The organism is Amycolatopsis sp. FU40, from assembly GCF_021903635.1.
Taxonomy (GTDB): Bacteria; Actinomycetota; Actinomycetes; order Mycobacteriales; family Pseudonocardiaceae; genus Amycolatopsis; species Amycolatopsis dendrobii.
Genome location: NZ_CP091381.1, coordinates 5,776,308 through 5,799,018 on the forward strand (window position 1 = coordinate 5,776,308; position 22,711 = coordinate 5,799,018).

Consider the following 22,711-nt stretch of genomic DNA (forward strand, 5'->3'; position numbering starts at 1 on the left):
GCGCGGCAGGGGTCCCAAACGTCGACGGTCGCAGCTCACCCGGACGTGTGGCGGAAGACAGGGGTGAGGAACGCAACTTGTCTCGTTCCGTGCGGTCGCTCGACGATAACCTGCCCGGACGTCCGTTTTCCGTGGTTGGAGGTCCCGTGTCGTCACTGTCTCTCCCGGCCCGCCGTAAGGTGCTGGCCGACCTCGTGCCCGGCACCCTGGCGCGCGACCTGGCGCTGGTCGCCGGCGGCGCCGTGCTCACCGGCGCGGCCGCGCAGCTGATCATCCCGCTTCCGGGCACGCCGGTGCCGATGACCGGCCAGACCTTCGCCGCGCTGCTCGTCGGCGCGACGCTCGGCATGCGCCGCGGTGCCGCCTCGATGCTGCTGTACTTGCTCGTCGGCGCCGCCGGCGTGCCGTGGTTCCAGGGCGGGACCTCCGGGCTGTCCGGGGCCTCGGCCGGCTACATCGTCGGGTTCGTGTTCGCCGGCGCGCTCGTGGGCGCGCTCGCCCGCCGCGGCGGCGACCGCACTCCGCTGCGCATGGCGGGGACCATGGTGCTCGGCAACGTCGTGATCTACGCCTTCGGCGTGCCGTGGCTGATGGCCGCCACCGGATTCGACCTCGCCACCGCTTTCGACAAGGGCGTCACGCCGTTTCTCGTGGGTGACGTGCTGAAGACCGTGGTCGCGGCCGGTGTGCTGCCGCTCGCGTGGACCGCGGTTTCGCGTTTCCGCAAGGAAGACTGAGCCGGATTTCCGGGATCTCCGGTCCGGCGCGAGGGGTCCGTTCGCGCCGGATCGAAGATCCTGTCGGACCTGGCGGCTATCGTGTCTCGCTGTGCCCGCCCGAACCGATTTCCCCGGCGTCCTCGAACTCCTCACCCACGCGGTGGAGTCCGTCGGCGGCGCTGAACGCCCCGGCCAGGTGAAGATGGCCGATGCCGTCGGCCACGCCATCCGCACCGGCGAACACCTCGCCGTGCAAGCGGGAACGGGCACCGGCAAATCGCTGGCGTACCTCGTGCCCGCGATCCGGCACGCGGTGGAGAAAGACACCACCGTCGTCGTCTCCACGGCCACCATCGCGTTGCAGCGCCAGCTGGTCGACCGTGATCTCCCGCGCCTGGCGAAGGCGCTCAAGAAGCCGCTCGGGCGCGAACCGACCTTCGCGATCCTCAAGGGCCGCCGCAACTACCTGTGCCTGCACCGGCTCGACACCGGCCCGGCCGACGAGCCCGAGGACGCGCAGCTGTTCGACCCGTTCGCGGTGTCCCGGCTGGGCAAGGAAGTCACGCGGCTGCACGAGTGGGTCTCGGACACCGAAACCGGCGACCGCGACGAACTGGTGCCCGGCGTGTCCGACCAGGCGTGGCGGCAGGTTTCCGTCACCGCAAGGGAATGCCTCGGCGCCGCGAAGTGCCCGGTCGGCACCGATTGCTTCGCCGAACGCGCGCGGGCCGAAGCTGGTCGCGCCGATGTCGTGGTCACCAACCACGCACTGCTGGCCATCGACGCGCTGCAGGGCTACCAGGTGCTGCCCGACCACGACCTGGTGATCATCGACGAGGCGCACGACCTGGTCGACCGGGTCACCTCGGTCGCGACCGGCGAACTCACCAGCGCCATGGTGTCGGCCGCCGCGCGCCGCTGCGGAAAGCTGATCGACGCCGGAATCGCGGACCGGCTGCTGGAGTCCTCCGACGGGCTCGCGCTGATCCTCGACGACATCCCGGCCGGAAGGCTCGACGCGCTGCCCCGTCCGTTGCAGGGCGCGATCCCGGCGGTGCGCGACGCGGCGAAGGAATGCCTCACCGCGCTGGGCTCGGATCGCAAGGAAGACGTCGGCGAGGCCACCGCGCGCAAGCTGGCGCGGTCGCTGCTCGAAGAAGTGCACGACACCGCGGTGCGGCTGCTCGACGCGTACGACGAGGATCTGGCGCACCAGCGCGACGTCGTCTGGCTGACCGGCGACAAGTATTCGGCGAACCCGCGACCGCCGGCGCTGAAGGTGGCGCCGCTGGGCGTCGCGGGGTTGCTGCGGGAGCGCGTGTTCAACCAGCACACCACCGTGCTGACCTCGGCGACGCTCACCCTCGGCGGCGAATTCGACACGATGGCACGGCAATGGGGCCTCCCGCCGAGCGGCGCGCGCGTGGTGAAGTCGCCGGGCACGGCCACCGACAAGGAAGCCCCGTCGGACGAGGACACCGGCCCGAAGTGGACCGGGCTGGACGTCGGCTCGCCCTTCGACCACCGCCGCAACGGCATCCTCTACCTCGCCAAGCACCTGCCGCCGCCGGGACGGGACGGCCTCGCTGAGTCCACAATGGACGAACTGGCCGAGCTGGTCGAAGCCGCGGGCGGCCGTACGCTGGGCCTGTTCTCCTCGATGCGCGCGGCGAAACAGGCCGCGGAAGCCATGCGGGAGCGGCTCGACCACCCGATCCTCTGCCAGGGCGACGACGCGACGCCGTTGCTGGTGCGGCAATTCTCCGAAGACGCGCGCACCTGCCTGTTCGGCACGCTCACGCTGTGGCAGGGCGTGGACGTGCCGGGACCGTCGCTGCAGCTCGTGGTGGTGGACCGGATCCCGTTCCCTCGTCCGGACGACCCGGTGTCGTCGGCTCGCCAGCGCGCGGTGGAAGCCCGAGGCGGCAACGGATTCCTCACCGTCGCCGCGACGCACGCCGCGCTGCTGCTGGCACAGGGCACCGGACGGCTGCACCGCTCGGTCACCGACCGCGGCGTAGTGGCCGTACTGGACTCCCGGCTGGCCACCGCGCGCTACGGCGGTTTCCTGCGCGCGTCGCTGCCGCCGTTCTGGCCGACAACAGATCCGCAGGTCGCCCGCGCCGCACTGAAGCGACTCGACGCGGCCGCGCCCGCCTGACCGGGCGCACCGGACAGGCGGGTACGGTGAGTGGAACGAACACGACAGGGAGCACCGTTGACCCAGGATTCGTCCAGCGCACAATCCCGGACCGTCAGTGTTGACGACACCGGGGTTCGGCGCCGGCTCGCCGATGGCAGCGAAGAAGCTGTGACGTGGTCGGAACTGCAATCGGTCATGGTGAGAGTCATCCCGGACGGCCCCTGGAACGAAGACGTCTTCTTCATGCTGGTCGGCAACGACGGCAAAGGCACCGCCGTCCCGAGCGGCGACCCGGCCGCGGACGCCCTCATCGAACGCCTGCAGACCTTGCCCGGCTTCGACAACGAGAAGTTCATCGAGGCGATGACCACGGACGCCGACCAGGCGTACGTGGTGTGGCAAAGCTGAACCTGATGTGCTGAAGCCCCGCTCCAGGGCGCGGTGCTCATGGCAGGCGGGGTCAGGAATGCTTGCCGGGCAAGGGTACCGAGCGGGGGCGTCGACGGGTTTCCTTGCGGCAGTTCGGCAGCCGGGCGGTAAGGCTGGCTCACCGCTTCGGCTTGGCGCTGCCACGGCTCGCCGCAACCAGCCGCCGTCATCGGCGCTCAGCGGCCCCACGCCACAGCAGGTCGGCATCCCGTCGTACCGGGACCTTTCGCCGTGCCTCAGGCAGTCGGGAAGGTCTCCGTCACCGGAATGGCCTTCTTCAGCGTCCGGCTCACCGTGCACAGCCGCTCGATCGCCCGGTCCACCGCACCCGCCAGTGCCTCCCGCTGAGCTTCATCCAGCGACGACACGTCGACGTCGAACGCGACGTGCACCGCGTCCAGTTCCGAGGCTCCCTCGCGCCGGTCGGCGGTCACGGAAGCCCGGAACTTCGAGTCCTCGCCCACGCGCCGCGTGATCAGCTGTTCCGCCGTCACCGCGGAGCAGCCCGCGGCCGCGATCTGCAGCAGCTCCGCCGGGGAAAACGCGCCCTCCGCGCCAGCCCGGCCCAACCGCACTTCCGCGCCGCGCTCGTTGCGGCCCACGAAACTGTGCGTGCCTTCGCGCTGTACTTCCAAGGTCATCCGAGGCGCCTTTCCACCCGTCGGGTCACTGCATAGGCGCAACCGCGCGGGTCACGCCGATGTTCCGGGCTGCTGCGCCAGCACGGTGATCGTGCCGGGATCGACCTCGGTGAATCCCGCGTCGCGGACGGCGACCACGCGATTGTCCCGCCAGCCCGCCTCCGGGTCCTCGACCGGGCACAGCTCCTTCCACCGGGCCGGACTGGGCGTGCGGACCGCGACCCGGTAGTCCTTCGCCGCCCACGCCGCCAGTTCGTCGTCCGGCAGCAGTGCCGCGAGGATCATCGTGGCGTGCCCGACCTGTGCGGACGCCTTGCCGACGGTCATCGGGACGTCCGGGTTCAGCATCAGCAGCGGGACGTCCGCCGGGGCCGGGCCGGGCGTGTCGGCGGGCAGTTCGCTGCCGGAGATCTGCAACCGCGAGACCTCTTTCGGAGCCTCCTTGACCAACCCGGGCACGAGCGCCCGCGCCTCCGCGCCGTCGACCTCGATAGTGATGCCCGGCAGGTCGAGCACCGCCTGCCAGTGCGCGCCGCGAGCCCGGCGCGCGACCTTCCGGATGCGGTTGTCGAGCCACGCGTGCACCGGCTCGGCCCATTCACCGCCGGGCTCGACGCGTTCGTCCAGGCACACCGCCAGTGCCGCCGCGGCCGCCGCTTCGAGCAGCGCGGTACGGCCGGGCGGTTCGGCGCGTTCGATCCGCAGGATGATCGGCATCGCGCGGACCTCGTCCGGGTTCTCGTCGGACGTGTCCGAGGTGTCCTCGGCGGGCAGGCCGAGCCACGAGGCGTACCGGCTGCGCAGCGGTTCGAGCAGCGGGTTCACGGGCGGGCCAGTTCGAGTCCGTCGGCCGCGTCCGCCGCCTCGACCTCGGCGCGCGTGACGCCGAGAACGAACAGCACCGCGTCGAGGTACGGGTGCGAAAGCGCGGTGTCCGCGACCTCCCGCAGCGCGGGCTTGGCGTTGAACGCGACGCCCATGCCGGCCGCGGCCAGCATGTCGATGTCGTTGGCCCCGTCGCCGACCGCGACGCACGCGCCCAGCGGAATCCCGTACTCCCCGGCGAACCGGCGCAACGCGGTCGCCTTGCCCGCGCGGTCCACGATGTCGCCGACCACGCGGCCGGTGAGCTTGCCGTCCACGACCTCCAGTTCGTTGGCCGCCGCGAAATCGAGGCCGAGATCGTCCACGAGATGATCGATGACCTGGGTGAACCCGCCGGACACGACGCCGCATCGGAACCCCATGCGCTTGAGCGTGCGGACGGTCGTGCGTGCTCCCGGAGTCAGTTCAAGCTTCGCCGCGACCTCGTCCATCACGCTCGCGGGCAGCCCGGCGAGCAGCGAAACGCGCCGCTCCAGCGACTCGGCGAAGTTCAACTCGCCGCGCATCGCGGCCTCGGTGATCTCGCGGACCTGCTCCTCGACCCCGGCATACGCACCAAGCATCTCGATGACCTCGCCCTGCACGAGCGTGGAGTCGACGTCGAAGACCACCAGCCGCTTCGCCCGGCGCGTGATGCCCGCGCGCTCGACGGCGACGTCAATGTTGGCCTCGGACGCCGCGTCGGCCAGCGTGGACCGCAGTTCGGCGTCCGTCTCCTCGGTGTCTTCGCGCACCGAGACGTACAGCTCAAGGCCGGTCACCGGGTAGTCGGCGACGCTGCGGATCGAGTCGATGTTCGCCCCGACGCCCGCAAGCCGCCGCGCGATTTCAGAGAACGCCCGCGCGGTCACCGGACGCCCGAGCAGCACGAGCACGTGCGACGAATCGCGCCTGCCGAGTGCGAAGGGGTCCGCGCCGATCGCGTCGCCGATCCGGACCTCGACCTCCATGCCGACGGTCGCCATCGCCTGTTCGACGGACTCCTGGAGCCCCTCCGGGTCGCGGTAGACGCCGGCGAGCACGCCGAGCACGAGCTGCCCGCGGATGACCACCTGCTCGATGTCGAGCACGTCCACGTCGTGCCGGGTGAGCACGGCGAACAGCACGGACGAGACCCCGGGCTTGTCCGGGCCGGTCGTGGTGATGAGGACGGGAGTCTGGCTCACTGGTTCGGTATCCCTCGTTCGTCGGCACCGACGCTTAGGCCACGGCGAGTCGGCACGCCCAGTCTGGCCTCCAGCGGCGGCGGGCAGAACGCCCCCGTGCCGCGCTTCACACCGCCGGTGCCACGAACGGGCGACGAGAGGCGAGGCGCGAGGGGGCGGCGAGGCTGGGGCGGGGCCAGGAAGGGCTCGTGAGTGTTTGTGCCGGTTCTAACCGGCACAAACACTCACGAGCCACGATCAGGACCGCTTCCCGCACGCACCTGGCGCCCCACCGCCACAGTCCCGCTCGCGCCACCCGGCGCGCCCTCGGTCCGGCAACCCCTCGGTCCGGCAGTTCCCGGCCCCCGGCAGCCCCTCCGGTCTCTCTGCTCCGGCAGCCCGCAGCGCTGGCCTGGTACGAAAACGGCGCGTGCCCGCCGAGAAAGTCCTCGACCGGGCACGCGCCGGTTAGCTCCTGCGAACGCCGGTTACTGCTCGCTCGCGTTGTCCTTGCTGTGGTCGCCCGGCATGGTGGCGTCCACGAGCTTCTGCGACGGGGCCCCGACGTGCTTGGCCTTGCCGAAGAAGCCGATCTCGCCTTCCGCGTGCAGCCGCTCCACCATGTGCGGGTAGTGCAGCTCGAACGCGGGCCGCTCGGAGCGGATCCGGGGCAGCTCGGTGAAGTTGTGCCGCGGCGGCGGGCAGGACGTGGCCCACTCGAGCGAGTTGCCGTAGCCCCACGGGTCGTCGACCGTGACGATCTCGCCGTACCGGTAGCTCTTGAACACGTTCCAGATGAACGGCAGCGTGGACGCCCCGAGGATGTACGCGCCGATCGTGGAGATCGTGTTCAGCGTGGTGAACCCGTCACTGGCCAGGTAGTCCGCGTAGCGCCGCGGCATGCCCTCCGCGCCCAGCCAGTGCTGCACCAGGAACGTGGTGTGGAAGCCGATGAACGTGGTCCAGAAGTGCCACTTCCCGAGCTTCTCGTCCATCATCCGGCCGGTGATCTTCGGGAACCAGAAGTAGATCCCGGCGAAGGTCGCGAACACGATCGTGCCGTAGAGGACGTAGTGGAAGTGCGCCACCACGAAGTAGCTGTCCGACACGTGGAAGTCGATCGCCGGAGCGGCCAGCATGATGCCGGTCAGACCGCCGAAGAGGAACGTGACGATGAAGCCCATCGAGAAGATCATCGGCGTCTCGAAGGACAGCTGGCCCTTCCACATCGTGCCGATCCAGTTGAAGAACTTCACGCCGGTCGGGACCGCGATGAGGAACGTCATGAAGGAGAAGAACGGCAGCAGGACCGCGCCGGTCGCGTACATGTGGTGCGCCCACACCGCCACCGACAGCGCCGCGATCGACAGCGTCGCGAAGACCAGGCCCTTGTAGCCGAACACCGGCTTGCGGCTGAAGACCGGGAAGATCTCCGACACGATCCCGAAGAACGGCAGCGCGACGATGTAGACCTCGGGATGGCCGAAGAACCAGAACAGGTGCTGCCACAGGATCACCCCGCCGTTGGCCGGGTCGAACACGTGGGCTCCCAGGTGCCGGTCCGCCATCAGGCCGAACAGGGCCGCGGTGAGGATCGGGAACGCGAGCAGGATCAGGATGCTCGTGATCAGGATGTTCCAGGTGAAGATCGGCATCCGGTACATCGTCATGCCCGGTGCGCGCAGGCAGACCACCGTGGTGATCATGTTGACCGCACCGAGGATCGTGCCAAGACCGGACACGGCCAGACCGGCGATCCACAGGTCGGCTCCGACGCCGGGCGAGTGGATGGCGTCCGAGAGCGGCGTGTAGGCGAACCAGCCGAAGTCGGCGGCGCCGCCGGGCGTCAGGAAGCCGGACAGCACGATCAGGCTGCCGAACAGGAACAGCCAGTAGGAGAACGCGTTCAGCCGCGGGAACGCCACGTCGGGCGAGCCGATCTGCAGCGGCAGGATGAAGTTCGCGAACCCGAAGAGGCTCGGCGTCGCGTACAGCAGCAGCATCACCGTGCCGTGCATGGTGAACAGCTGGTTGTACTGCTCCTGGGACAGGAACTGCTGCCCCGGCTGGGCGAGCTCCGTCCTGATGAGCATGGCCATCGCGCCGCCGATCATGAAGAAGGCGAACGACGAGACCAGATACATGATCCCGATCTGCTTGTGGTCCGTCGTGCGGAACAACCGCAGCAGGTACGAACCCTTTGCCGTCTCGCGCGCGGGATACGGGCGCGTCGCGATCGGCTTCGGGGCTACGGCCGTCACTCCTGCCTCCAACACTGCAACCTTGTGGTGGTCAACTCCGGGGCGCTCGGGCTCAGGCGAGCCTGATCCGGGCGGTTAGGGGGATCGTAGCCCTCGCTACCGACAGTCGCGCGCACCGGCTGGTTAGATCACCGCATGACCGACCCGTACCGCGCCGCGGCGGTCTCCTCCGCACTCGCTGCCGGCCGCCGGTTCGGCCTCGCGACGGACGCGGCGAAGGTGCTGCACGAGCGCTCGAACGTGCTGGTGAGGATGGGTCCGGTGGTGGCGAGGGTCCCGGCCACCACCCGGTTGCTGCGGCCGGACGCGACCGCGTGGCTCGAGCGGGACGTCGCCCTTTCGGCCTATCTCACCGAACGTGGTGTGCGCGTCGTCTCACCGTCCGAAGATCCCCCGGCCGGACCGCATTTCGCGGAGGGATTGCCGGTCACGCTCTGGCACTGGACCCCGCACGATCCGGACCATCGGCACGGGCCGGACGAGACCGCCGCGTCGCTCGCCGGGATCCACGCCGCCTTGCGCGACTACCCCGGCGAACTGCCGTCCCGCGGCCCGGTCGGCGAACTCCTGGACACCGTCGACCGCAACGCCTCGCTGCTGGACGGCTTCGCCGACCGCATCCGCACGGAAACCGAACGGCTCGCCGCACTGCTGCCGTCGGGCCCGGTCCAGGCCCTGCACGGCGACGCACACCCCGGCAACCTCATCCAGACCGCCGACGGCCCGTGCTGGCTCGACTTCGAGGACACCTGGCGCGGACCGCTCGAATGGGACCTGGCAATCCTCGCGCGACAGGGCGGCCCGGAGTTCCTCGCTGCGTACCCAGGCGAAGCGGACGAAGCCGTCCTCGCGACGTGTACGCGGCTTCGCTCGCTCTTCGCGGTCGCGTGGCGGTTCCTGATCGCACAGCGCTTCCCGCACCGCCTAGCCGAAGCACGCGCCGCGGCGGCCGACTACTTCAGCTGACCCAGCCGAGGATGGCTTCGACCACGCCCGCCGGGTCCTCCAGCGGCGTCAGGTGCCCGACGTCCGGGAGGACGGCGAGGGTCGCGTCAGGCAGCGCCTCGACCATCGTGTTGGCGGCGTCGAGCGGCGTGATCGCGTCGCGCTCCCCCACGATGACCAGCGCCGGGACGTCGGTTTCCCGCAGCAGGTCAACGGAATCGGGCCGGTTGCGCATCGCCCGCGCGGCCCAGGCGACCCCGGACGCCGGCTGCGCGTCGATCAATTCGCGCACGCGCGCGCGGACGTCGGCGGACGCGGTGTCAGCCAGCAGGTTCGGCAGATTCCCGTCGGCCAGCCAGTCTTTGACGCCCTCGGCTTCCGCGCGATTCGCGACATCGAGCCGGGTTTGCGCGGCTTCGGGAGTGTCCGCGGCGGCTTTGGTGTCGATGAGGATCAGCCCGCCGACGCGTTCGGGCGCCTGCCGCAGGACGGCCATCGCGAGGTAGCCGCCCATCGAACAGCCGCCGAGAACCACCTGATCGAGTTCGAGCTTGTCCAGGAGCGCGACGACGTCCCGCGCCGCGTCCGCCAGATCCGGCTCGGCTTCGGTGTCCGGCAGCGGACTCCGGCCGAGGCCGCGCTGATCAGGCGTGATGACCCGGAGGCGTTCCGCGAGCGGCGCGCGGACCGGGTCCCACATGCGGGCGTCGAGCGGGAAGGCGTGCAGGAGCACCAACGGCAGTTCGGTCATGGCGGAGATTGTCGCTGTTTTTCGCCGCGATTTTTGTCGGACCCCGTCGTTATGGTCGGGGCGTGACAGAGATCGTGACGGAAAGGCTGGTGCTGCGGCACTTCGTGGAGACAGATCGGCAGGCAGTGGTCGAGATCCAGAGCGACCCGGAGACGAACCGGTACAACCCGCGTCCGCCGGACACCGCGACCACGCTGGTGATGTTCGACAGCTGGCTCGAGCACTGGGCGAGGTTCGGCTACGGGTACCTGGCGGTCCGGGAACGGGGCAGGCCGGAGGCCGCCGACGGGTCGGACGTGATCGGCATGGCCGGAGTGCGCAACCGGGAGTTCCGGGGCGAGAAGGTGCTGAACCTGGCCTACCGCTTCCGTCCGTCGGCCTGGGGGAAGGGGTACGCGGCGGAGGCGGCGCGGGCGTCGGTGGAATGGGCGGAGCGGGAGATACCGGCGATTCCGGTGCTGATCAGCGTCGCGGTGACGAATACGCCGTCGTTGCGGGTGGTGGAGAAGCTGGGGTTCACCGACTACGTGGAGGAGGAGTACGACGGGGCGGTTTCGCGGCATTTCCGGCGGTGAGGTTGGTTCGGAGAAGCTGCGGTGAGGTTGGTCCGGGGAGCGGTGGATCGCTGTTGTGATTCGTTCGGCAGGTTGTTGAGGGGGAGTTCGGCGCCGGAGGGGCCAATGGTCGCTGAGGGGGTGGGGTTGCTTCGGGTTGAGCGGTCGGCGCTGTCCCCGGGGCGAGCGGTTGGCGTTGCCCTGGAGCGAGCGGTCGGTGCTGTCCTCGATCGAGCGGTTGTTGGCGTCCCGGGCCAGGCGGTCGGAGTTGCCCTGGGCCGAGCGGTTAGTGCCCGCCCTTAACCGAGCGGTCGGTGCCGTCCCGGATCGAGCGGTTGATGTCGTACTGGGGCGAGTTGCTGGTGTTGTCCTGGGGTGAGCGGCTGGTGTCCCGGGCCGAGCGGCTGGTGCTGTGCTGCGTTGAGCGGTTGGTGTTGCCCGGTGGCGGGTGGTTGATGTTGTCCCGCAACAACCATCCGCCGACGAGACCGCTCGCGACCGCGATCGCGCCGCACAGCAGCAGGACCAGCAGCACTCCGCGGGTCGCGCCGTCGCTCCCCTCGCCGCGGGTCGCGTAGACCGCGCCGGACACCGCGATTCCCAGCGCCAGTCCGAGTTGCCGGGAGCTGTTCGCGGCAGCGCCGGCCGTGCCGCCGTATTCCGCTGGCACCGAAGCGATCGCCACCGCCGGGAAGACCGGGGACACGATGCCCGCGCCGATTCCGGTCAGGAGCAACGCGGGCAGCAGGGCGATCCAGGTCGGGCTGAACAGCACCGCGACCGCGGTCAGGCAGCCGACGCCGAGCAACACCGTCGCGCCGCCCAGCACCCGGCCCGGTGATGTGGCATGCAACGGTCCGCTGATCAGTGCCGACACCACGACGAACACCACCACCTGCAGCGCCAGCACCGCCGACGTCGCCGCCGAACTCAGGCCGGTCGCGTCCTGCAGCCACAGCGAGATCACTGGCAGCGCACCGAATCCGGCGAAGTAGTAGCTGAACGCGACGAGCAGCACGCCGAGGAACCGGCGCGTCGCGAACAAGCCGGTCGGCACCATCGGCGTGCTGCTGCGGCGTTCCGCGACCACGAAAGCCGCGATGGCGGCCATCGTGACCAGGTAACCGATCACGGCACCGGCGGAGGACCATCCGCGATCGCCGCCGGTGATGACGGAATAGGCGAGTCCGGTGGCCGCGATCGAGAACGTGGCGATGCCTGGGTAGTCGACACTGCGGCCGTGCGCTCGCGGGCCTTCCTTCAACGAGGCCGCCGCCATGAGGATCGCGACCACGCACAGGGGCAGGGAGGCAAAGAAGATCCACCGCCAGCCGAGCAACTGGGCGATCACGCCGCCGGAGAAGGTGCCGACCGCACTGGCCACTCCGGCGACCGTCCCCCAGACCGCGAACGCCCACGCTCGATCGCGGCCCTCGTAGGTCAGCCCGACCAGCGGCAGGATCGTCGCGAACATCGCCGCGCCCGCGACGCCTTGCGCGACCCGCGCGGCGATCAGCGCGCCGGGCGTTCCGGCCACGCCGCAGGCGAGCGTCGCGAAGGAGAACAGGACCAGTCCGGCGAGGTAGACGCGCTTGCGGCCGAGCAGGTCGCTCAGTGAGCCGAAACCCAGCAGCAGTCCGGCGAGCGCGACCGGGAAGACGTCCACGATCCATTGCAGCTGGCCGTATCCCGCGCCGAGTTCGGCACCGATCGCGGGCAGCGCGACGGTGACGATGCTGGTGTAGATCAGCAGCAGGAACGTGCCGGCACAAGCGGCGATCAACGGGACCCAGGACGGCGCTTCGGGCTCGGCGCGGCTCGGCACGAGAGACATGCTTGAGATCGTGCTGTAATAGGCTTATGCCGCATAACTCTTACTACCGGAGTTTCCTCAAGTTTGTGACCGGCCTCGCCAATGACCGTCCCGCGGCTCTCGCTGACCTGGTCGGACGCTGGGACGAACCGGAGATGGGCCCGGTCCCGCCGGCCGCGGACGAGGATTTTCCCGAGGTGTGCGCTTTCCTGGACCGGTGGACCGAGGTCGTCGACGCCGCGAGCGAGACGGACCGGGTCCGGCTGCTGAACGCCCTGCTGGCCGAGGCCGTGGCTTACCCGAGAATCACCGAGCACGACGGCTACCGCTGGCACCTGCACTATCAAGACGACGGGATGCGCCTGCCCGCGGTGCTGCGCGCGGTCACGTCAGTGGCGGCGGCGCAGTACCTGACCTCGACCAGCATGCACCGCCTCGGCCGTTGCGCCGCGCCGGAATGCCGCCGCGCGTTCGTCGACTTCACTCGCAGCGGGACCCAGCGCTACTGCACCCACGCCTGCGTCAACCGGGACGCGGTCCGACGGCACCGGGCGCGGCGGAAGGAAGCCCTTTCGCAGTAAGGATTCCGCGTCACCAACGCCGATTCGGCCGCCGCCGCGCCCGAGCCTCCCAGCAGGGCCGATGCCAATGCCTGCGGTCCGCGACGCCGCCGGTCTCGTCCGCGGGCCACACGACCAGATGCGGGACGCCCGGACGGATCTCGTGGTCGCACCCGGGACAGCGGTAGGTCTTGGCAGCCTGCGAACCGGGGACGGTGCGCACCAGCCAGTCGCCGTCGGGCGCGGATTCGCTGCGGGCCCAGCCGCTGACCGTCCCGGCATCCGGCCGCTCGGCAGCACCGGAACGGCCTCGGCCGGGTCGATTGCGTCTGGGCACGCAGCCACGGTAACCGGACCTCGGCGGGGTGGCTCAGCCGGTGGGATCGCACTGCTTCGGACGGAAGAAGCCCGCGGAGTTGCGTGGAGTGCCGCGGCGACGAGCAATCCCCCGCTGAGGCGCACGTGAACCAGCGAGGCCGCACTGCCTCGAACGAATCACGCCTGAACTGCTGAAGCGAGCAGTCGCCCACCGCGGTGCGCACGGACTACGCGGGCCGCACCGGCCCGAACGAATGGCGCCTGCGCTGCGGCGCACGTGAGCTGGGTGGCTCGGCGCGACAGCCGGACGAACCAGCCCGCGTCACGCCGATGACAGCCGCCTGAACGAGTCGGCTCTGCGATCCCGGCGAACCGGACCAAGCGGTCCGAGCGGATCAGCCCCGGGCGATCGCCAGCGGGACGAGCTGTTCCGCCGACGTCAGCGACCCGTGTTGGCCCACCAGGTTTGATTCCACTGCCTCGGCGAGTTCGCGGACCATGCCGAAGGTTCCCGTCGCCGCGGCGACGACGTCGCCGATCCTCGGGCGCACCCGGTCGCTCACCGCGGCGCCGAACCAGCCTGCCGCGATCGCTTCCTCGCGCGGCAGAACCCAGGCTCGCTCGCCAAGGACCTCGCGCCACGCGGCCACTACGTCCGCCGTCGCGCCGGGTTCGGTGTAGACATGCCGTGCGCGGACTTCACCGCCGAATGCGCGGACTCCTGCCAGCAATTCCGGGGCGTCTTCCAGGTTCAGTTTTTCCTCGACGGCCACCATTCCGTGGTCTGCCACCACCGCGAGGACCGCACCAGCGGGCAGCCCGTCCACAATGGACTCCACCAGCCGGTCGACCTGGCGGAGCTGCATTCGCCATGCGGTCGAGCCGGGGCCGTAAAGATGGCCTAGCAGGTCCAATTCGCTGTGGTAGGCATAGCAAAACGCGCGCGAGGAGAGTACGTCCAAGGTTCGCGCGGCGAGGTCGCCCAGTGCGTGCACGCCCGCGTAGCGGGCGCCGCTTTGCGTGGCTTGGGTCAGGGCTGTGTTGGCGAAGTGCGCTGAGGACACCACTGCGGCTTCGATACCCGCGGCGGCGGCGCGTTCGAAGGTCGTCGGGAGAGGTTGGACGTCGCGGGGCGGCAGAGCTCCCCGGAGGTCGCTGCCGTCGTCGTGGGAGCGCCACCGCAGGGCGTTCATGACGCCGGTTCCCGGGATCTCGAAGGTGTAGCCGACCATGCCGTGCTCGCCCGACGCCAGACCGGTGCCGATCGCGGCGACGCCAGCCGCGGTGGTCGACGGGAAGCCGACTCGCAGGGGGCTGCCGGCGAGTTCGGTGAGGACCGGGGCGTCGGCCGCGTGCTGGGCCAGCAGTTCCCAGCCGAGGCCGTCGATGAGGAGAACGCAGGCGCTGCGGGCTTCGGGCAAGGCCAGGCCGCCGTCCTCGCCGGGCACGCCCAGCGCGCCGAGCAGGGCGGGAACGACCTGGCCGAGGTGCGGAACATCCGCGTACTGGGGCACATCCACCCGGACAGCTTCCCACCAACGCGGCGCGCCAGCGATAATCAACGCATGCCCACCTACGCCTACCGCTGCCGCGACTGCACCGAGACGTTCGAACTCCAGCGCCCGATGGCCGAGTCCAGCGCGCCCGCCCCGTGCCCGGAGGGGCATACGGACACGGTCAAGCTGCTCACGACGGTCGCGCTCACCGGTTCGGCCTCCGCTCCCGCGCCGGCTGGCGGAGGGTGTTGCGGGGGCGGTTGCTGCAGCTGACGCCCGCCAGGCAAGCGGCCGGGCCACTGCCAGGCGGGCGGCTGCCCGCAACCAATCAGCAGGACTTCAGCGCCTGATCCAGATCAAGCCACAAGTCCTCGACATCCTCCAGCCCAGCCGAAAGCCGCAGCAAGCCGTGGGTGATGCCCGAGTCCGTGCGGTCGTCCTCGGCGACGATGCGGTGCGTCAGCGAGGCCGGGTGCTGGATCAGCGTGTCGACGCTGCCCAGGCTCACCGCGGGCGTGATCAGCCGGACCGCGCCGATCACTGCGTGCGGGTCGCCAGTCACCTCGAAGGCCACCAAAGGCCCGCCCAGTTTGGGGTAGTGCACGGCGCTGACCGAAGGGTGTGAAGCTAGCCGCGAGGCCAAAACGGCGGCGGTTTCCGAAGCGGCCTTCACGCGCAGCGGGAGCGTCGAGAGACCGCGCAGGAGCAGGTATCCGGCGAGTGGGTGCAGCACGCCGCCGGTAGCGAAGCGCAGGGAACGCAGGCGCGCGGCTTCTTCGGCGTCGCAGGCCACGATGCCGCCCATGACGTCGCCGTGGCCGCCCAGGAACTTGGTTGCGCTGTGCAGCACCATTCGAGCGCCAAGGCGGCCGGGGCGTTGCAGGACTGGTGTCGCGAAGGTGTTGTCGACCAGGACCGGGACGTCGCCACAAGCCTCCGTCAGGGCGGCGATGTCCAGTTCGCTCAAGGTCGGGTTCGCGGGGGTTTCCACGAAGACCAGGCCGGTGTCGGGGCGCAATGCCTCGGCGACGTCCTCAGGGGCGGTCCAGGTGACTTCGGTGCCCAGGAGGCCGGTGGTGAGCAGGTGGTCCGTGCAGCCGTACAGCGGACGGACGCCGACGATGTGCCGTTTTCCTTGCGATACCGCGGAAAGCAGGCAAGCGGAGACCGCCGCCATGCCGCTGGCGAAAGCCACGGCGTGGTCGAAGCCTTCGAGTTCCGCCAATGCCTGTTCGAACCGTTCGACGGTCGGATTGCCGATCCGGCCGTAGATGCCGGTGACGTTCCCGCCCGCGGCGAACTCGTCGATCCGGCGGGCCTCCTCGGCGCTGTCGCGCGCGGGGTAGGTCGTGGAGAAGTCGAGCGGGGCGGCGTGCAGGCCGAGGTCGGCGAGATCGTCGCGACCGGCGTGGACGGCTCGGGTGCGCAAGGCGGAAGTCATGGCAGTCACGTTCGGACACACAACGGCGGCAAAGCAACAATCTCGGATAAGATTCAGCGATGAGCGAGACCGTCGAACTGAGTCCGGTTGATCTTGAGATTCTGCGCGTGTTGCAGAACGATGCCCGGACGTCGAACAAGGAGCTCGCGGCCGCGGTCGGGCTCGCGCCGTCGACCTGTCTCGACCGGGTGGCGCGACTCCGGGAGACCGGCGTGATCACCGGCCAGCACGCCAAGGTCGACGCGGCGAAGGTGGGGCGTCCGCTGGAGGCGTTCCTGTTCGTGCAGGTCCGGCCGCATCGACGGCCGCTGGTCGAGCAGTTCGTGGAACATCTGCTGGCACTGCCGGAGATTCGCGCGGTTTACCACCTGACCGGTCCAGACGACTTCCTCGCGCACGTCGCCACCACGTCCGCCGCCGAGTTGCAGCGGCTGGTGCTGGACGAACTCACCTCCCGCGACGAGGTCGCCCGCGTGCACACGAACCTCGTGTTCCAGCAGTGGCAGGGCGGGCCGCTGCTGCCGCCGGACGGCGAACCGGCCCAGGGCGCGCGCATCCGGCGGCGCGACCGGTGAACAGCGCAAGATAGACCCGTGGAGATCAGCGACCTGACCGAATCCGACCGCGCCGAGTGGGAAATCCTCGCTCGCGGCAAAGACGCCTACTTCGACGTCCGACGCACCGACGACAGCTACGACCGGACCTGGCGCCGCCTGCTTGACGACGACCGGATCCGCGGGATCGCCGCCCGGCTCGACGGCACGATGGTCGGCATCGCACATTATCTGTTCCACGCCAGCGTTTGGTACTCCGGAAAGTGCTACCTCGCCGATCTGTTCGTGCACGAGAACGTCCGGCGCAAGGGCGTCGCGACGGCGCTGATCGAGTGGGTTGCCCGCGACGCCGACGAGCACGGTTTCCCGTCGCTGTACTGGAATACGCTCGAAGACGCCCCGGCACGCGCGCTTTACGACCGCGTGGGCAAATACCACGACGGTTTCATTCTCTACACGTACAAGCGTCAGTAGTCCTTGAAGCCCTTGCCGGTCTTGCGGCCCAATCGTCCGGCCGTCACCAGGTGTTCCAGCAACGGTGCCGGCGCGAAGCCTTCTTCGCGGAACTCGTTGAACAGCGTCCGCTCGATCGCCAGCGAAACGTCCAGCCCGACCACGTCCAGCAATTCGAACGGCCCCATCGGCAGACCGCAGCCGACCTTCATCGCGGTGTCGATGTCGTCCGCCGACGCGTAATGCGCTTCCAGCATTTTCACCGCGTCGTTGAGGTACGGGAACAGCAACGCGTTCACGATGAATCCGGCCCGGTCGCCGCAATGCACCGGGTGTTTGCCGACCGCGGCGCACACGGCCGTCGCGGTCGCGGTGACGTCGGGAGCGGTCGCGATCGTCGACACCACTTCCACCAGCTTCATCACCGGCGCGGGATTGAAGAAGTGCAGGCCGATCACATCGCCGGGCCGCGAAGTCGCCGCAGCGCATTCGATGACCGGCAGCGAGGACGTCGTGGTCGCGAGCACCGCGCCCGGCCGGACGACGTCGTCCAAAGCGGAAAACACCGCCTGCTTGACGGAAAGCTCCTCGGCCACGGCTTCGACCACCAGGTCGACGTCGGCCAGTTCCTCGAATTCCGTCACCGGCCGGATCCGCCCGAGCGCGGCCGCGGCGTCCTCTTCGGACAGTTTGCCCTTCACCACGGCCTTGTCGAGCGACTTCTTCACCTTCGCCACCGATGCTTCGGCCTTCTCCATGCTCCGCGCCCGCAGCACAACGGCGAAACCGCGCTTGGCGAACACTTCCGCGATGCCGGTGGCCATTGTCCCGGTGCCGATCACGCCAACGGACCGCACTTCGCGAGCCACCGACGAGTCCACATCGGACGCAGCGACCGAATCCACCACCACCGGCGAATCCGGCGCGTCGTAGGTGTAGAAACCGTGTCCGCTCTTCCGACCCAGTTGCCCCGCGGTGATCATCTGCTTCAGCAATGGCGCGGGCGCGTGCAGCCGGTTGCGGGATTGGTGGTACATCGTGTCGAGGATTTCGTACGCGGTGTCCAGCCCGATCAGGTCGAGCAGCGCGAGCGGGCCCATCGGGTAGCCGCAGCCGAAACGCATTGCGGCGTCAAGATCTTCGCGGGTGGCATAGCGCTGCTCGTACATCCGCACCGCGTGGTTGAGATACCCGAACAGCAGCGCGTTCGCGATGAACCCGGCCCGGTCGCCCATCACCACCGGCGATTTGCCCAGCCGCTGCGCGAATTCCACGATGTCGGACACCACGTCCGGCTCGGTGACCACCGTGCGCACGACCTCGACCAGCTTCAGCACCGGAGCCGGGTTGAAAAAGTGCATCCCGACAACCTTGCCCGGCCGCGCGGTGTGCACGCCGATCTCGGTGATCGACAGCGAGGACGTATTGGACGCGAACACCACGTCCGGCCGCGTCACCTGGTCCAACTGGGTGAAAACCTCGGCCTTCGCCGCGAGGTTCTCCGGGATCGCCTCGATCACCAAGTCCACTTCGGACAGTTCGGTCAGCGAGGTCGTGGCGCGGATCCGGCCGAGCAGCGCCTCGCGGCCCGCCTCGTCGAGCTTGCCGCCCGCGAGCGCCCGTTCGGTCGAATGCCGCAGGTGGCTGAGGCCGCGTTCGACCCCGGCCTCGTCGAGTTCCACCGCGACCACGTCGAGCCCGCTGCGGGCGAGCACCTCGGCGATGCCCGCGCCCATCGTGCCAAGACCGACCACACCGACCGTCGAGATTTCCCGTGCCACCAGGCCTCCAGAGGTTACCCGCTGGTAATTGCCGCTCACTGTGCCACGCGAGACCCTCGAAAGCACATCGGAATCGAGTCAGTCCCGGCGAAGTCACCCGGTCGGAAAACCGGCGTCACTCCCCGAAGTTCGACTCCACCAGCTCGGCCACCTTCGCGACCGCCTCCGCCGCCTGCAGCCCGCGAGCCCGCACCACGATCCGGTCGCCCTGGCGCGCGCCGAGCGACATCAGTGCCAGCACGCTGTGCGCGTCCGCCTCCTGCTCGCCAAGCCGGATCGACACCTCGGCCTCGAATTCGGCCAGGCTGCGCACCACGACCGCGGCCGGGCGCGCGTGCAGGCCGACGTCGTTGGTCAGCGTGAATTCCTTCTCCACCACGCCTTCCTCGCCCGCGGCCGAGGGCTCCGCGGCGGCCAGGTCGGGGGCGACCCCGGCACTCGCCGCGGCCTCGCCCACCGCCTTGGCGTTCGCGCCGCCCTGCGCCGCGACGGCCGCGGCCACCGCGCCTTCCACCAGCGGCGCGTCGACCACCACCGCGGCGGACGGATCGGCCAGCGATTCGACCGCCAGCTCAGCCGTCATCTGCGCGCTGCCGAGGTCGTACAGCAACACCACGCCGTCGCCGGAATCCGCACGCTGGGTGGCCGCGACGACCTCGTCGTAGTCGGTGCCGATGCCGCCGCCGTCGGGCAGCCCGCCCGCCGGGACGATCCGGACGTCCGGGGCCATCTGGGCAGCCAGCTCGGCAAGGCCTTCGGCCAGTTTCGCGCTGTGCGAGACAAGAACGATTCCGACGGTCACCGGGCCGCCTCCGCGAACGCACGCAGCAGCAGCGCCGTCGACCGGGCGCCCGGATCCATGTGCCCGACCGCGCGTTCCCCGAGGTACGAGGCGCGGCCCTTGCGCGGAATCAAGTCCACAGTGGACTCCGCACCGCGGTCCGCTCCGTCCGCCGCGGCGGTGAGCACGTCCGCGATCGTTCCGTCCGCGGCCCCTTCGGCCGCGGAGATGGCCGGGAGCAACGCGTCGACCATCGTCGCGTCGCCGCCAACCGCCTTGCCCCGGGCCTGCACGCCCTCCAGTGCCGCCCGGAGTGCGTCGAGCAGCAACGGCACATCGATCTCGGACGCGTCGCCGAGCTTCGCCGACGCACGCAGGAAAGCCGTGCCGTAAAGCGGTCCCGCCGCGCCGCCGACCTTGGAAATCAGCGTGGTGGCAGCGAGTTTCACGACCCCGGCCGGGGTTTCCGGCACCGCGGTCTCCAACGCGGAGACGATCGCGGCGAAGCCCCGGTTCATGTTCTCGCCGTGGTCGGCGTCGCCGATCGCGCGGTCCAGGTCCACCAGCTCGGTGCGGTGTTCGGCGATCACTTCGGCGGCGGCGCGCAACGCGGCCGCGACCCCTTCGGCAGTGCAGGCCATCAGATCCCCCACCGCAGCGCGGGCGTGCGCACCGGCGCGTCCCACAGCTGCGTAAGCTCGTCGTCCAATTTCAGCAGGGTCAGGCTGATGCCCTGCATTTCCAAGCTCGTGATGTACGGGCCGACCAGCCTGCGCTCGACCAGGATCCCGCGCTCGGCCAGCAGCCGCTCGGCGATGCCGTGCGCGAGGTACAGCTCCAGCTGCGGCGTGCCGCCCATCGAGTTGGTGAACAGCAGCACCTTGTCTCCGGAGGAGAACGGCAGGTCGGACACCACCGCCTCGACCATCCGGGCGACCAGCGCGTCGGCCGGTTCGGCCGGGATCCGCTCGCGGCCGGGTTCGCCGTGGATGCCGATGCCGAACTCGATCTCGTTCTCGCCGAGGTCGAAGCTCGGTTCGCCGACGTGCGGCACGGTCGGCGCGGACAGCGCGACCCCGATCGAGCGAACCTGCCCGATCACCTTGCGCGCCAACGCTTCCACCGCGTCCAGCGAATCGCCGCGCTCGGCCGCCGCGCCGGTGATCTTCTCCAGCAGCACGGTGCCGCCGACGCCGCGCCGCCCGGCGGTGAAGGTGGAGTCCTTGACCGCCACGTCGTCGTCGATGACCACGCTGCGCACGTCCAGGTCCTCGGCCGCGGCCAGTTCGGCGGCGGTTTCGAAGTTCAGCACGTCGCCGGTGTAGTTCTTCACGATCAGCAGTGCCCCGGCCGGACCGGTCGTGGCGGCGAGGGCCGCCTGCACCGCGTCCGGAGTCGGCGACGTGAACACCGGACCGGGCACCGCGGCGTCGAGCATCCCCGGTCCGACGAACCCGCCGTGCAGCGGTTCGTGCCCGGATCCGCCGCCGGAAACCACTGCGACCTTGCCCGCCACCGGCGCGTCCGCGCGCACGACCAGCGCCGGATCGTCGCGCACCCGCAGCAGGTCCGCGTGTGCGACCGCGAGCCCTCTCAGCGATTCGGCGACGACGGCCGCCGGATCGTTGATGATCTTCTTCATGGCGGACCTCCGGCACCTCGGCGTCGTGGACGGACCCCAACCTATGAGGTCGCCGGGCGCGCCGCAAAGCGCCCCCTGGTCACGCCGCGGGCAGTTTCCCGGCCAGCTGCTTGGCCAGCCCGACGGTCTTGCCGCACGGGTCGTCCTTGTCCGCCTGCGCGTCGGAGTTCGTGTACTCCAGCTGGACAACCTCGACGTGGTCTTCCTTCCACTGCCGGTGCTGCCATTTGACCTGGCAGCTCGACCCGGTGCTGCCCTGCTTCGCGTACGCCTGGCTCGGCGTGCCGACGTCGGCCTTCAGCCAGCCGTCGCCCTCGGACGGCGCGACGCCGGGGAACATCGTCACCCGGACGCTCGGGATGAGGCCCCATTCGCACGAGTGCAGTCCGGACGGCCGGGGCTTCCCGCCCTTCACGACCCCGTCCACGGCGGCCGGGTCGAGCACCGTGCACGGGTCGACGGCGAGCAGCGTGCCCGGGCCGGGCGTGTACTTCTGCGGGTTGTTGTGCAGTTTCTCGACCGCCGTCGCGACGAGTTTGCGGCCGGCGGCGCAGGCGTCGCCGCCGGTGTAGTCGACCCGGAAGGAGACGCCGACGGCCGGGTTCCGCGCGGTGAGCGCGCTGACCACGCAGCCGGAGCCGCCGCCGAGATCGGGCACCTCGACCTGCGGGAGTCCGCCGACCGCGCCGGTGGTCTTGTCCGACGCGAAGGTCACGAGGCCGCCGACGTCGACGCTCGCCCGGATTTCCTTGCCGCCGGGATCGGTCGCCTTCGCGACGCAGGAGTCGAACTGCGTGCTCGACGCGGTCGCCTCGCCCTGCATCGTGCCGAGCGGGCTCATCGCGGTCTTGTCCACGAACTGGCACGGCAGCAGGTCGCGCAGCACGGCGGGGGCGACCGCGGGATCGGTGATCGGGCCGGACGTCGCGGCGCTGTCCCCGGCGGCGGGGACGGTCGTGCGCGCGAAGTTCTCCTTGCCCAGATTCGGGCCGCCGCACGCGGACATCGCGACCACACCCGCCGCGGCCAGGGCGGACAACTTCAGGAACCGGCCGAACCGGAGATCGTGCACCACGTCCGGCAACCTAGCGGGCGAGGTCGCCGGACGCGCGCACAACCCGGTTATTCGGCGGGTGAGGTTTCCGTCGTTTCGGTGCTCGGCGGCACCACGAGCGGCCGCAGCACCGCCCACAGCACGAACATCGCCGTCACCACCAGCAGGCCGATGCCCGACCAGAGGTTGATGTTCACATCCGCGGCCTTCTTCAGATCGTCGTCGCTGGTGAACCCGGCTCCCATGATCGTGAGGATCACGCCGTAGACGCCGAGCAGCAACGCGATGATCAGCCGGATGTCGAAGGCGCCCGCCTTGTGCGGCCGCGAGGTTTTCTCGGTCATG

General features: G+C 70.0%; 24 protein-coding genes. 9 read left to right on the forward strand and 15 right to left on the reverse strand.

From position 1 onward, the window contains the following. The first annotated feature begins 146 nt into the window (after nucleotides 1-146). The 3 genes from L3Q65_RS27300 to L3Q65_RS27310 all read left to right on the forward strand — a co-directional run bounded on the left by L3Q65_RS27300 (nucleotide 147) and on the right by L3Q65_RS27310 (nucleotide 3,270). Nucleotides 147-737 carry a biotin transporter BioY gene (locus L3Q65_RS27300; RefSeq protein WP_237597026.1) on the forward strand — a complete coding sequence of 197 codons (591 nt, stop codon included), beginning with the start codon at nucleotides 147-149 and terminating at the stop codon, nucleotides 735-737. Nucleotides 738-828: 91 nt separating this feature from the next. Further along, nucleotides 829-2,880, forward strand: a complete 2,052-nt coding sequence (locus tag L3Q65_RS27305) for an ATP-dependent DNA helicase (protein WP_182891014.1) — start codon at nucleotides 829-831, stop codon at nucleotides 2,878-2,880. 57 nt (nucleotides 2,881-2,937) lie between these two features. After that, the gene (locus L3Q65_RS27310) at nucleotides 2,938-3,270 is read left to right on the forward strand and encodes a hypothetical protein (RefSeq protein WP_009082506.1); all 333 of its coding nucleotides are present in this window, start codon (nucleotides 2,938-2,940) and stop codon (nucleotides 3,268-3,270) included. Between the two features lie 257 nt (nucleotides 3,271-3,527). Here the strand turns inward: L3Q65_RS27310 and L3Q65_RS27315 are convergent, their stop codons facing one another. The 4 genes from L3Q65_RS27315 to ctaD all read right to left on the reverse strand — a co-directional run bounded on the left by L3Q65_RS27315 (nucleotide 3,528) and on the right by ctaD (nucleotide 8,223). Continuing rightward, nucleotides 3,528-3,932: an OsmC family protein gene (locus tag L3Q65_RS27315; protein ID WP_237597027.1), complete on the reverse strand. Its 405-nt coding sequence runs from the start codon at nucleotides 3,930-3,932 to the stop codon at nucleotides 3,528-3,530. A gap of 51 nt (nucleotides 3,933-3,983) precedes the next feature. Further along, nucleotides 3,984-4,757, reverse strand: a complete 774-nt coding sequence (locus L3Q65_RS27320) for a peptidyl-tRNA hydrolase (protein ID WP_182891012.1) — start codon at nucleotides 4,755-4,757, stop codon at nucleotides 3,984-3,986. Continuing rightward, complete coding sequence (gene serB / locus L3Q65_RS27325; RefSeq protein WP_182891011.1) at nucleotides 4,754-5,983, reverse strand: phosphoserine phosphatase SerB; 1,230 nt, start codon at nucleotides 5,981-5,983, stop codon at nucleotides 4,754-4,756. Before serB ends, L3Q65_RS27320 begins: the two co-directional genes overlap by 4 nt. A 467-nt stretch (nucleotides 5,984-6,450) precedes the next feature. Then, a complete protein-coding gene (gene ctaD, locus L3Q65_RS27330) occupies nucleotides 6,451-8,223 on the reverse strand; it encodes a cytochrome c oxidase subunit I (RefSeq protein ID WP_182891010.1) in 1,773 nt (590 codons plus the stop codon). A gap of 135 nt (nucleotides 8,224-8,358) precedes the next feature. Between ctaD and L3Q65_RS27335 the strand changes: the two genes are divergently transcribed. Continuing rightward, entirely contained in the window at nucleotides 8,359-9,189 is an 831-nt protein-coding gene (locus L3Q65_RS27335) for a phosphotransferase (protein ID WP_182891009.1), read from the forward strand. On the opposite strand, the gene L3Q65_RS27340 is transcribed toward L3Q65_RS27335, so the two are convergent. Further along, entirely contained in the window at nucleotides 9,182-9,919 is a 738-nt protein-coding gene (locus L3Q65_RS27340) for an alpha/beta fold hydrolase (RefSeq protein ID WP_182891008.1), read from the reverse strand. The two genes, L3Q65_RS27335 and L3Q65_RS27340, sit on opposite strands and share 8 nt — an antisense overlap. A gap of 62 nt (nucleotides 9,920-9,981) precedes the next feature. On the opposite strand from L3Q65_RS27340, the gene L3Q65_RS27345 reads away from it, so the two are divergent. Then, nucleotides 9,982-10,494, forward strand: a complete 513-nt coding sequence (locus tag L3Q65_RS27345) for a GNAT family N-acetyltransferase (protein WP_237597028.1) — start codon at nucleotides 9,982-9,984, stop codon at nucleotides 10,492-10,494. Nucleotides 10,495-10,759: 265 nt separating this feature from the next. On the opposite strand, the gene L3Q65_RS27350 is transcribed toward L3Q65_RS27345, so the two are convergent. Further along, the gene (locus tag L3Q65_RS27350) at nucleotides 10,760-12,307 is read right to left on the reverse strand and encodes an MFS transporter (protein WP_237597029.1); all 1,548 of its coding nucleotides are present in this window, start codon (nucleotides 12,305-12,307) and stop codon (nucleotides 10,760-10,762) included. A 65-nt stretch (nucleotides 12,308-12,372) separates the two neighbouring features. Here L3Q65_RS27350 and L3Q65_RS27355 point away from each other — a divergent pair, with 65 nt between their 5' ends. Then, nucleotides 12,373-12,867, forward strand: coding sequence for a CGNR zinc finger domain-containing protein (locus L3Q65_RS27355; RefSeq protein WP_237597030.1), 495 nt, complete (start codon nucleotides 12,373-12,375; stop codon nucleotides 12,865-12,867). 10 nt (nucleotides 12,868-12,877) lie between these two features. Here L3Q65_RS27355 and L3Q65_RS27360 read toward each other — a convergent pair whose 3' ends face one another. Together L3Q65_RS27360 and L3Q65_RS27365 are read right to left on the reverse strand one after the other, a co-directional pair. Beyond that, complete coding sequence (locus tag L3Q65_RS27360; RefSeq protein WP_237597031.1) at nucleotides 12,878-13,183, reverse strand: hypothetical protein; 306 nt, start codon at nucleotides 13,181-13,183, stop codon at nucleotides 12,878-12,880. 376 nt (nucleotides 13,184-13,559) lie between these two features. Continuing rightward, a complete protein-coding gene (locus L3Q65_RS27365; protein ID WP_182891005.1) occupies nucleotides 13,560-14,684 on the reverse strand; it encodes an alkaline phosphatase family protein in 1,125 nt (374 codons plus the stop codon). A gap of 45 nt (nucleotides 14,685-14,729) precedes the next feature. On the opposite strand from L3Q65_RS27365, the gene L3Q65_RS27370 reads away from it, so the two are divergent. Then, complete coding sequence (locus L3Q65_RS27370; protein WP_078870550.1) at nucleotides 14,730-14,933, forward strand: zinc ribbon domain-containing protein; 204 nt, start codon at nucleotides 14,730-14,732, stop codon at nucleotides 14,931-14,933. Between the two features lie 55 nt (nucleotides 14,934-14,988). On the opposite strand, the gene L3Q65_RS27375 is transcribed toward L3Q65_RS27370, so the two are convergent. Continuing rightward, entirely contained in the window at nucleotides 14,989-16,101 is a 1,113-nt protein-coding gene (locus tag L3Q65_RS27375; protein WP_237597032.1) for a PLP-dependent aspartate aminotransferase family protein, read from the reverse strand. A 59-nt stretch (nucleotides 16,102-16,160) separates the two neighbouring features. Between L3Q65_RS27375 and L3Q65_RS27380 the strand changes: the two genes are divergently transcribed. Then, nucleotides 16,161-16,676 carry an Lrp/AsnC family transcriptional regulator gene (locus L3Q65_RS27380; protein ID WP_037815315.1) on the forward strand — a complete coding sequence of 172 codons (516 nt, stop codon included), beginning with the start codon at nucleotides 16,161-16,163 and terminating at the stop codon, nucleotides 16,674-16,676. Nucleotides 16,677-16,694: 18 nt separating this feature from the next. Next, a complete protein-coding gene (locus tag L3Q65_RS27385; protein ID WP_182891003.1) occupies nucleotides 16,695-17,129 on the forward strand; it encodes a GNAT family N-acetyltransferase in 435 nt (144 codons plus the stop codon). Here the strand turns inward: L3Q65_RS27385 and L3Q65_RS27390 are convergent. The 6 genes from L3Q65_RS27390 to L3Q65_RS27415 form a co-directional block, all read right to left on the reverse strand. After that, nucleotides 17,123-18,889, reverse strand: a complete 1,767-nt coding sequence (locus tag L3Q65_RS27390; protein ID WP_182891002.1) for a 3-hydroxyacyl-CoA dehydrogenase family protein — start codon at nucleotides 18,887-18,889, stop codon at nucleotides 17,123-17,125. The two genes, L3Q65_RS27385 and L3Q65_RS27390, sit on opposite strands and share 7 nt — an antisense overlap. 115 nt (nucleotides 18,890-19,004) lie before the next feature. Continuing rightward, nucleotides 19,005-19,691 (reverse strand): dihydroxyacetone kinase phosphoryl donor subunit DhaM, encoded by a 687-nt coding sequence (gene dhaM / locus L3Q65_RS27395; RefSeq protein WP_182891001.1) that lies wholly within the window; start codon nucleotides 19,689-19,691, stop codon nucleotides 19,005-19,007. Continuing rightward, on the reverse strand, nucleotides 19,688-20,311 hold the full coding sequence (gene dhaL / locus L3Q65_RS27400; protein ID WP_182891000.1) for a dihydroxyacetone kinase subunit DhaL: 624 nt from the start codon (nucleotides 20,309-20,311) through the stop codon (nucleotides 19,688-19,690). The genes dhaM and dhaL overlap by 4 nt, the downstream gene beginning before the upstream one ends. Next, nucleotides 20,311-21,312, reverse strand: a complete 1,002-nt coding sequence (gene dhaK / locus L3Q65_RS27405) for a dihydroxyacetone kinase subunit DhaK (RefSeq protein WP_237597033.1) — start codon at nucleotides 21,310-21,312, stop codon at nucleotides 20,311-20,313. Before dhaK ends, dhaL begins: the two co-directional genes overlap by 1 nt. Nucleotides 21,313-21,391: 79 nt before the next feature. Beyond that, a complete protein-coding gene (locus L3Q65_RS27410) occupies nucleotides 21,392-22,387 on the reverse strand; it encodes a DUF3558 domain-containing protein (protein ID WP_237597034.1) in 996 nt (331 codons plus the stop codon). A 47-nt stretch (nucleotides 22,388-22,434) separates the two neighbouring features. Next, nucleotides 22,435-22,710 (reverse strand): hypothetical protein, encoded by a 276-nt coding sequence (locus L3Q65_RS27415; RefSeq protein WP_037815322.1) that lies wholly within the window; start codon nucleotides 22,708-22,710, stop codon nucleotides 22,435-22,437. Nucleotide 22,711: the final 1 nt, after the last annotated feature.

Bases quoted from the DNA above. Each gene is read 5' to 3' on its own strand.
- L3Q65_RS27315 (WP_237597027.1), bottom strand. From the start codon at position 3,932: ATGACCTTGGAAGTACAGCGCGAAGGCACGCACAGTTTCGTGGGCCGC.
- L3Q65_RS27335 (WP_182891009.1), top strand. From the start codon at position 8,359: ATGACCGACCCGTACCGCGCCGCGGCGGTCTCCTCCGCACTCGCTGCC.
- L3Q65_RS27340 (WP_182891008.1), bottom strand. From the start codon at position 9,919: ATGACCGAACTGCCGTTGGTGCTCCTGCACGCCTTCCCGCTCGACGCC.
- L3Q65_RS27350 (WP_237597029.1), bottom strand. From the start codon at position 12,307: ATGTCTCTCGTGCCGAGCCGCGCCGAGCCCGAAGCGCCGTCCTGGGTC.
- L3Q65_RS27370 (WP_078870550.1), top strand. From the start codon at position 14,730: ATGCCCACCTACGCCTACCGCTGCCGCGACTGCACCGAGACGTTCGAA.
- L3Q65_RS27375 (WP_237597032.1), bottom strand. From the start codon at position 16,101: ATGACTTCCGCCTTGCGCACCCGAGCCGTCCACGCCGGTCGCGACGAT.
- L3Q65_RS27380 (WP_037815315.1), top strand. From the start codon at position 16,161: ATGAGCGAGACCGTCGAACTGAGTCCGGTTGATCTTGAGATTCTGCGC.
- dhaL (WP_182891000.1), bottom strand. From the start codon at position 20,311: ATGGCCTGCACTGCCGAAGGGGTCGCGGCCGCGTTGCGCGCCGCCGCC.
- dhaK (WP_237597033.1), bottom strand. From the start codon at position 21,312: ATGAAGAAGATCATCAACGATCCGGCGGCCGTCGTCGCCGAATCGCTG.
- L3Q65_RS27415 (WP_037815322.1), bottom strand. From the start codon at position 22,710: ATGACCGAGAAAACCTCGCGGCCGCACAAGGCGGGCGCCTTCGACATC.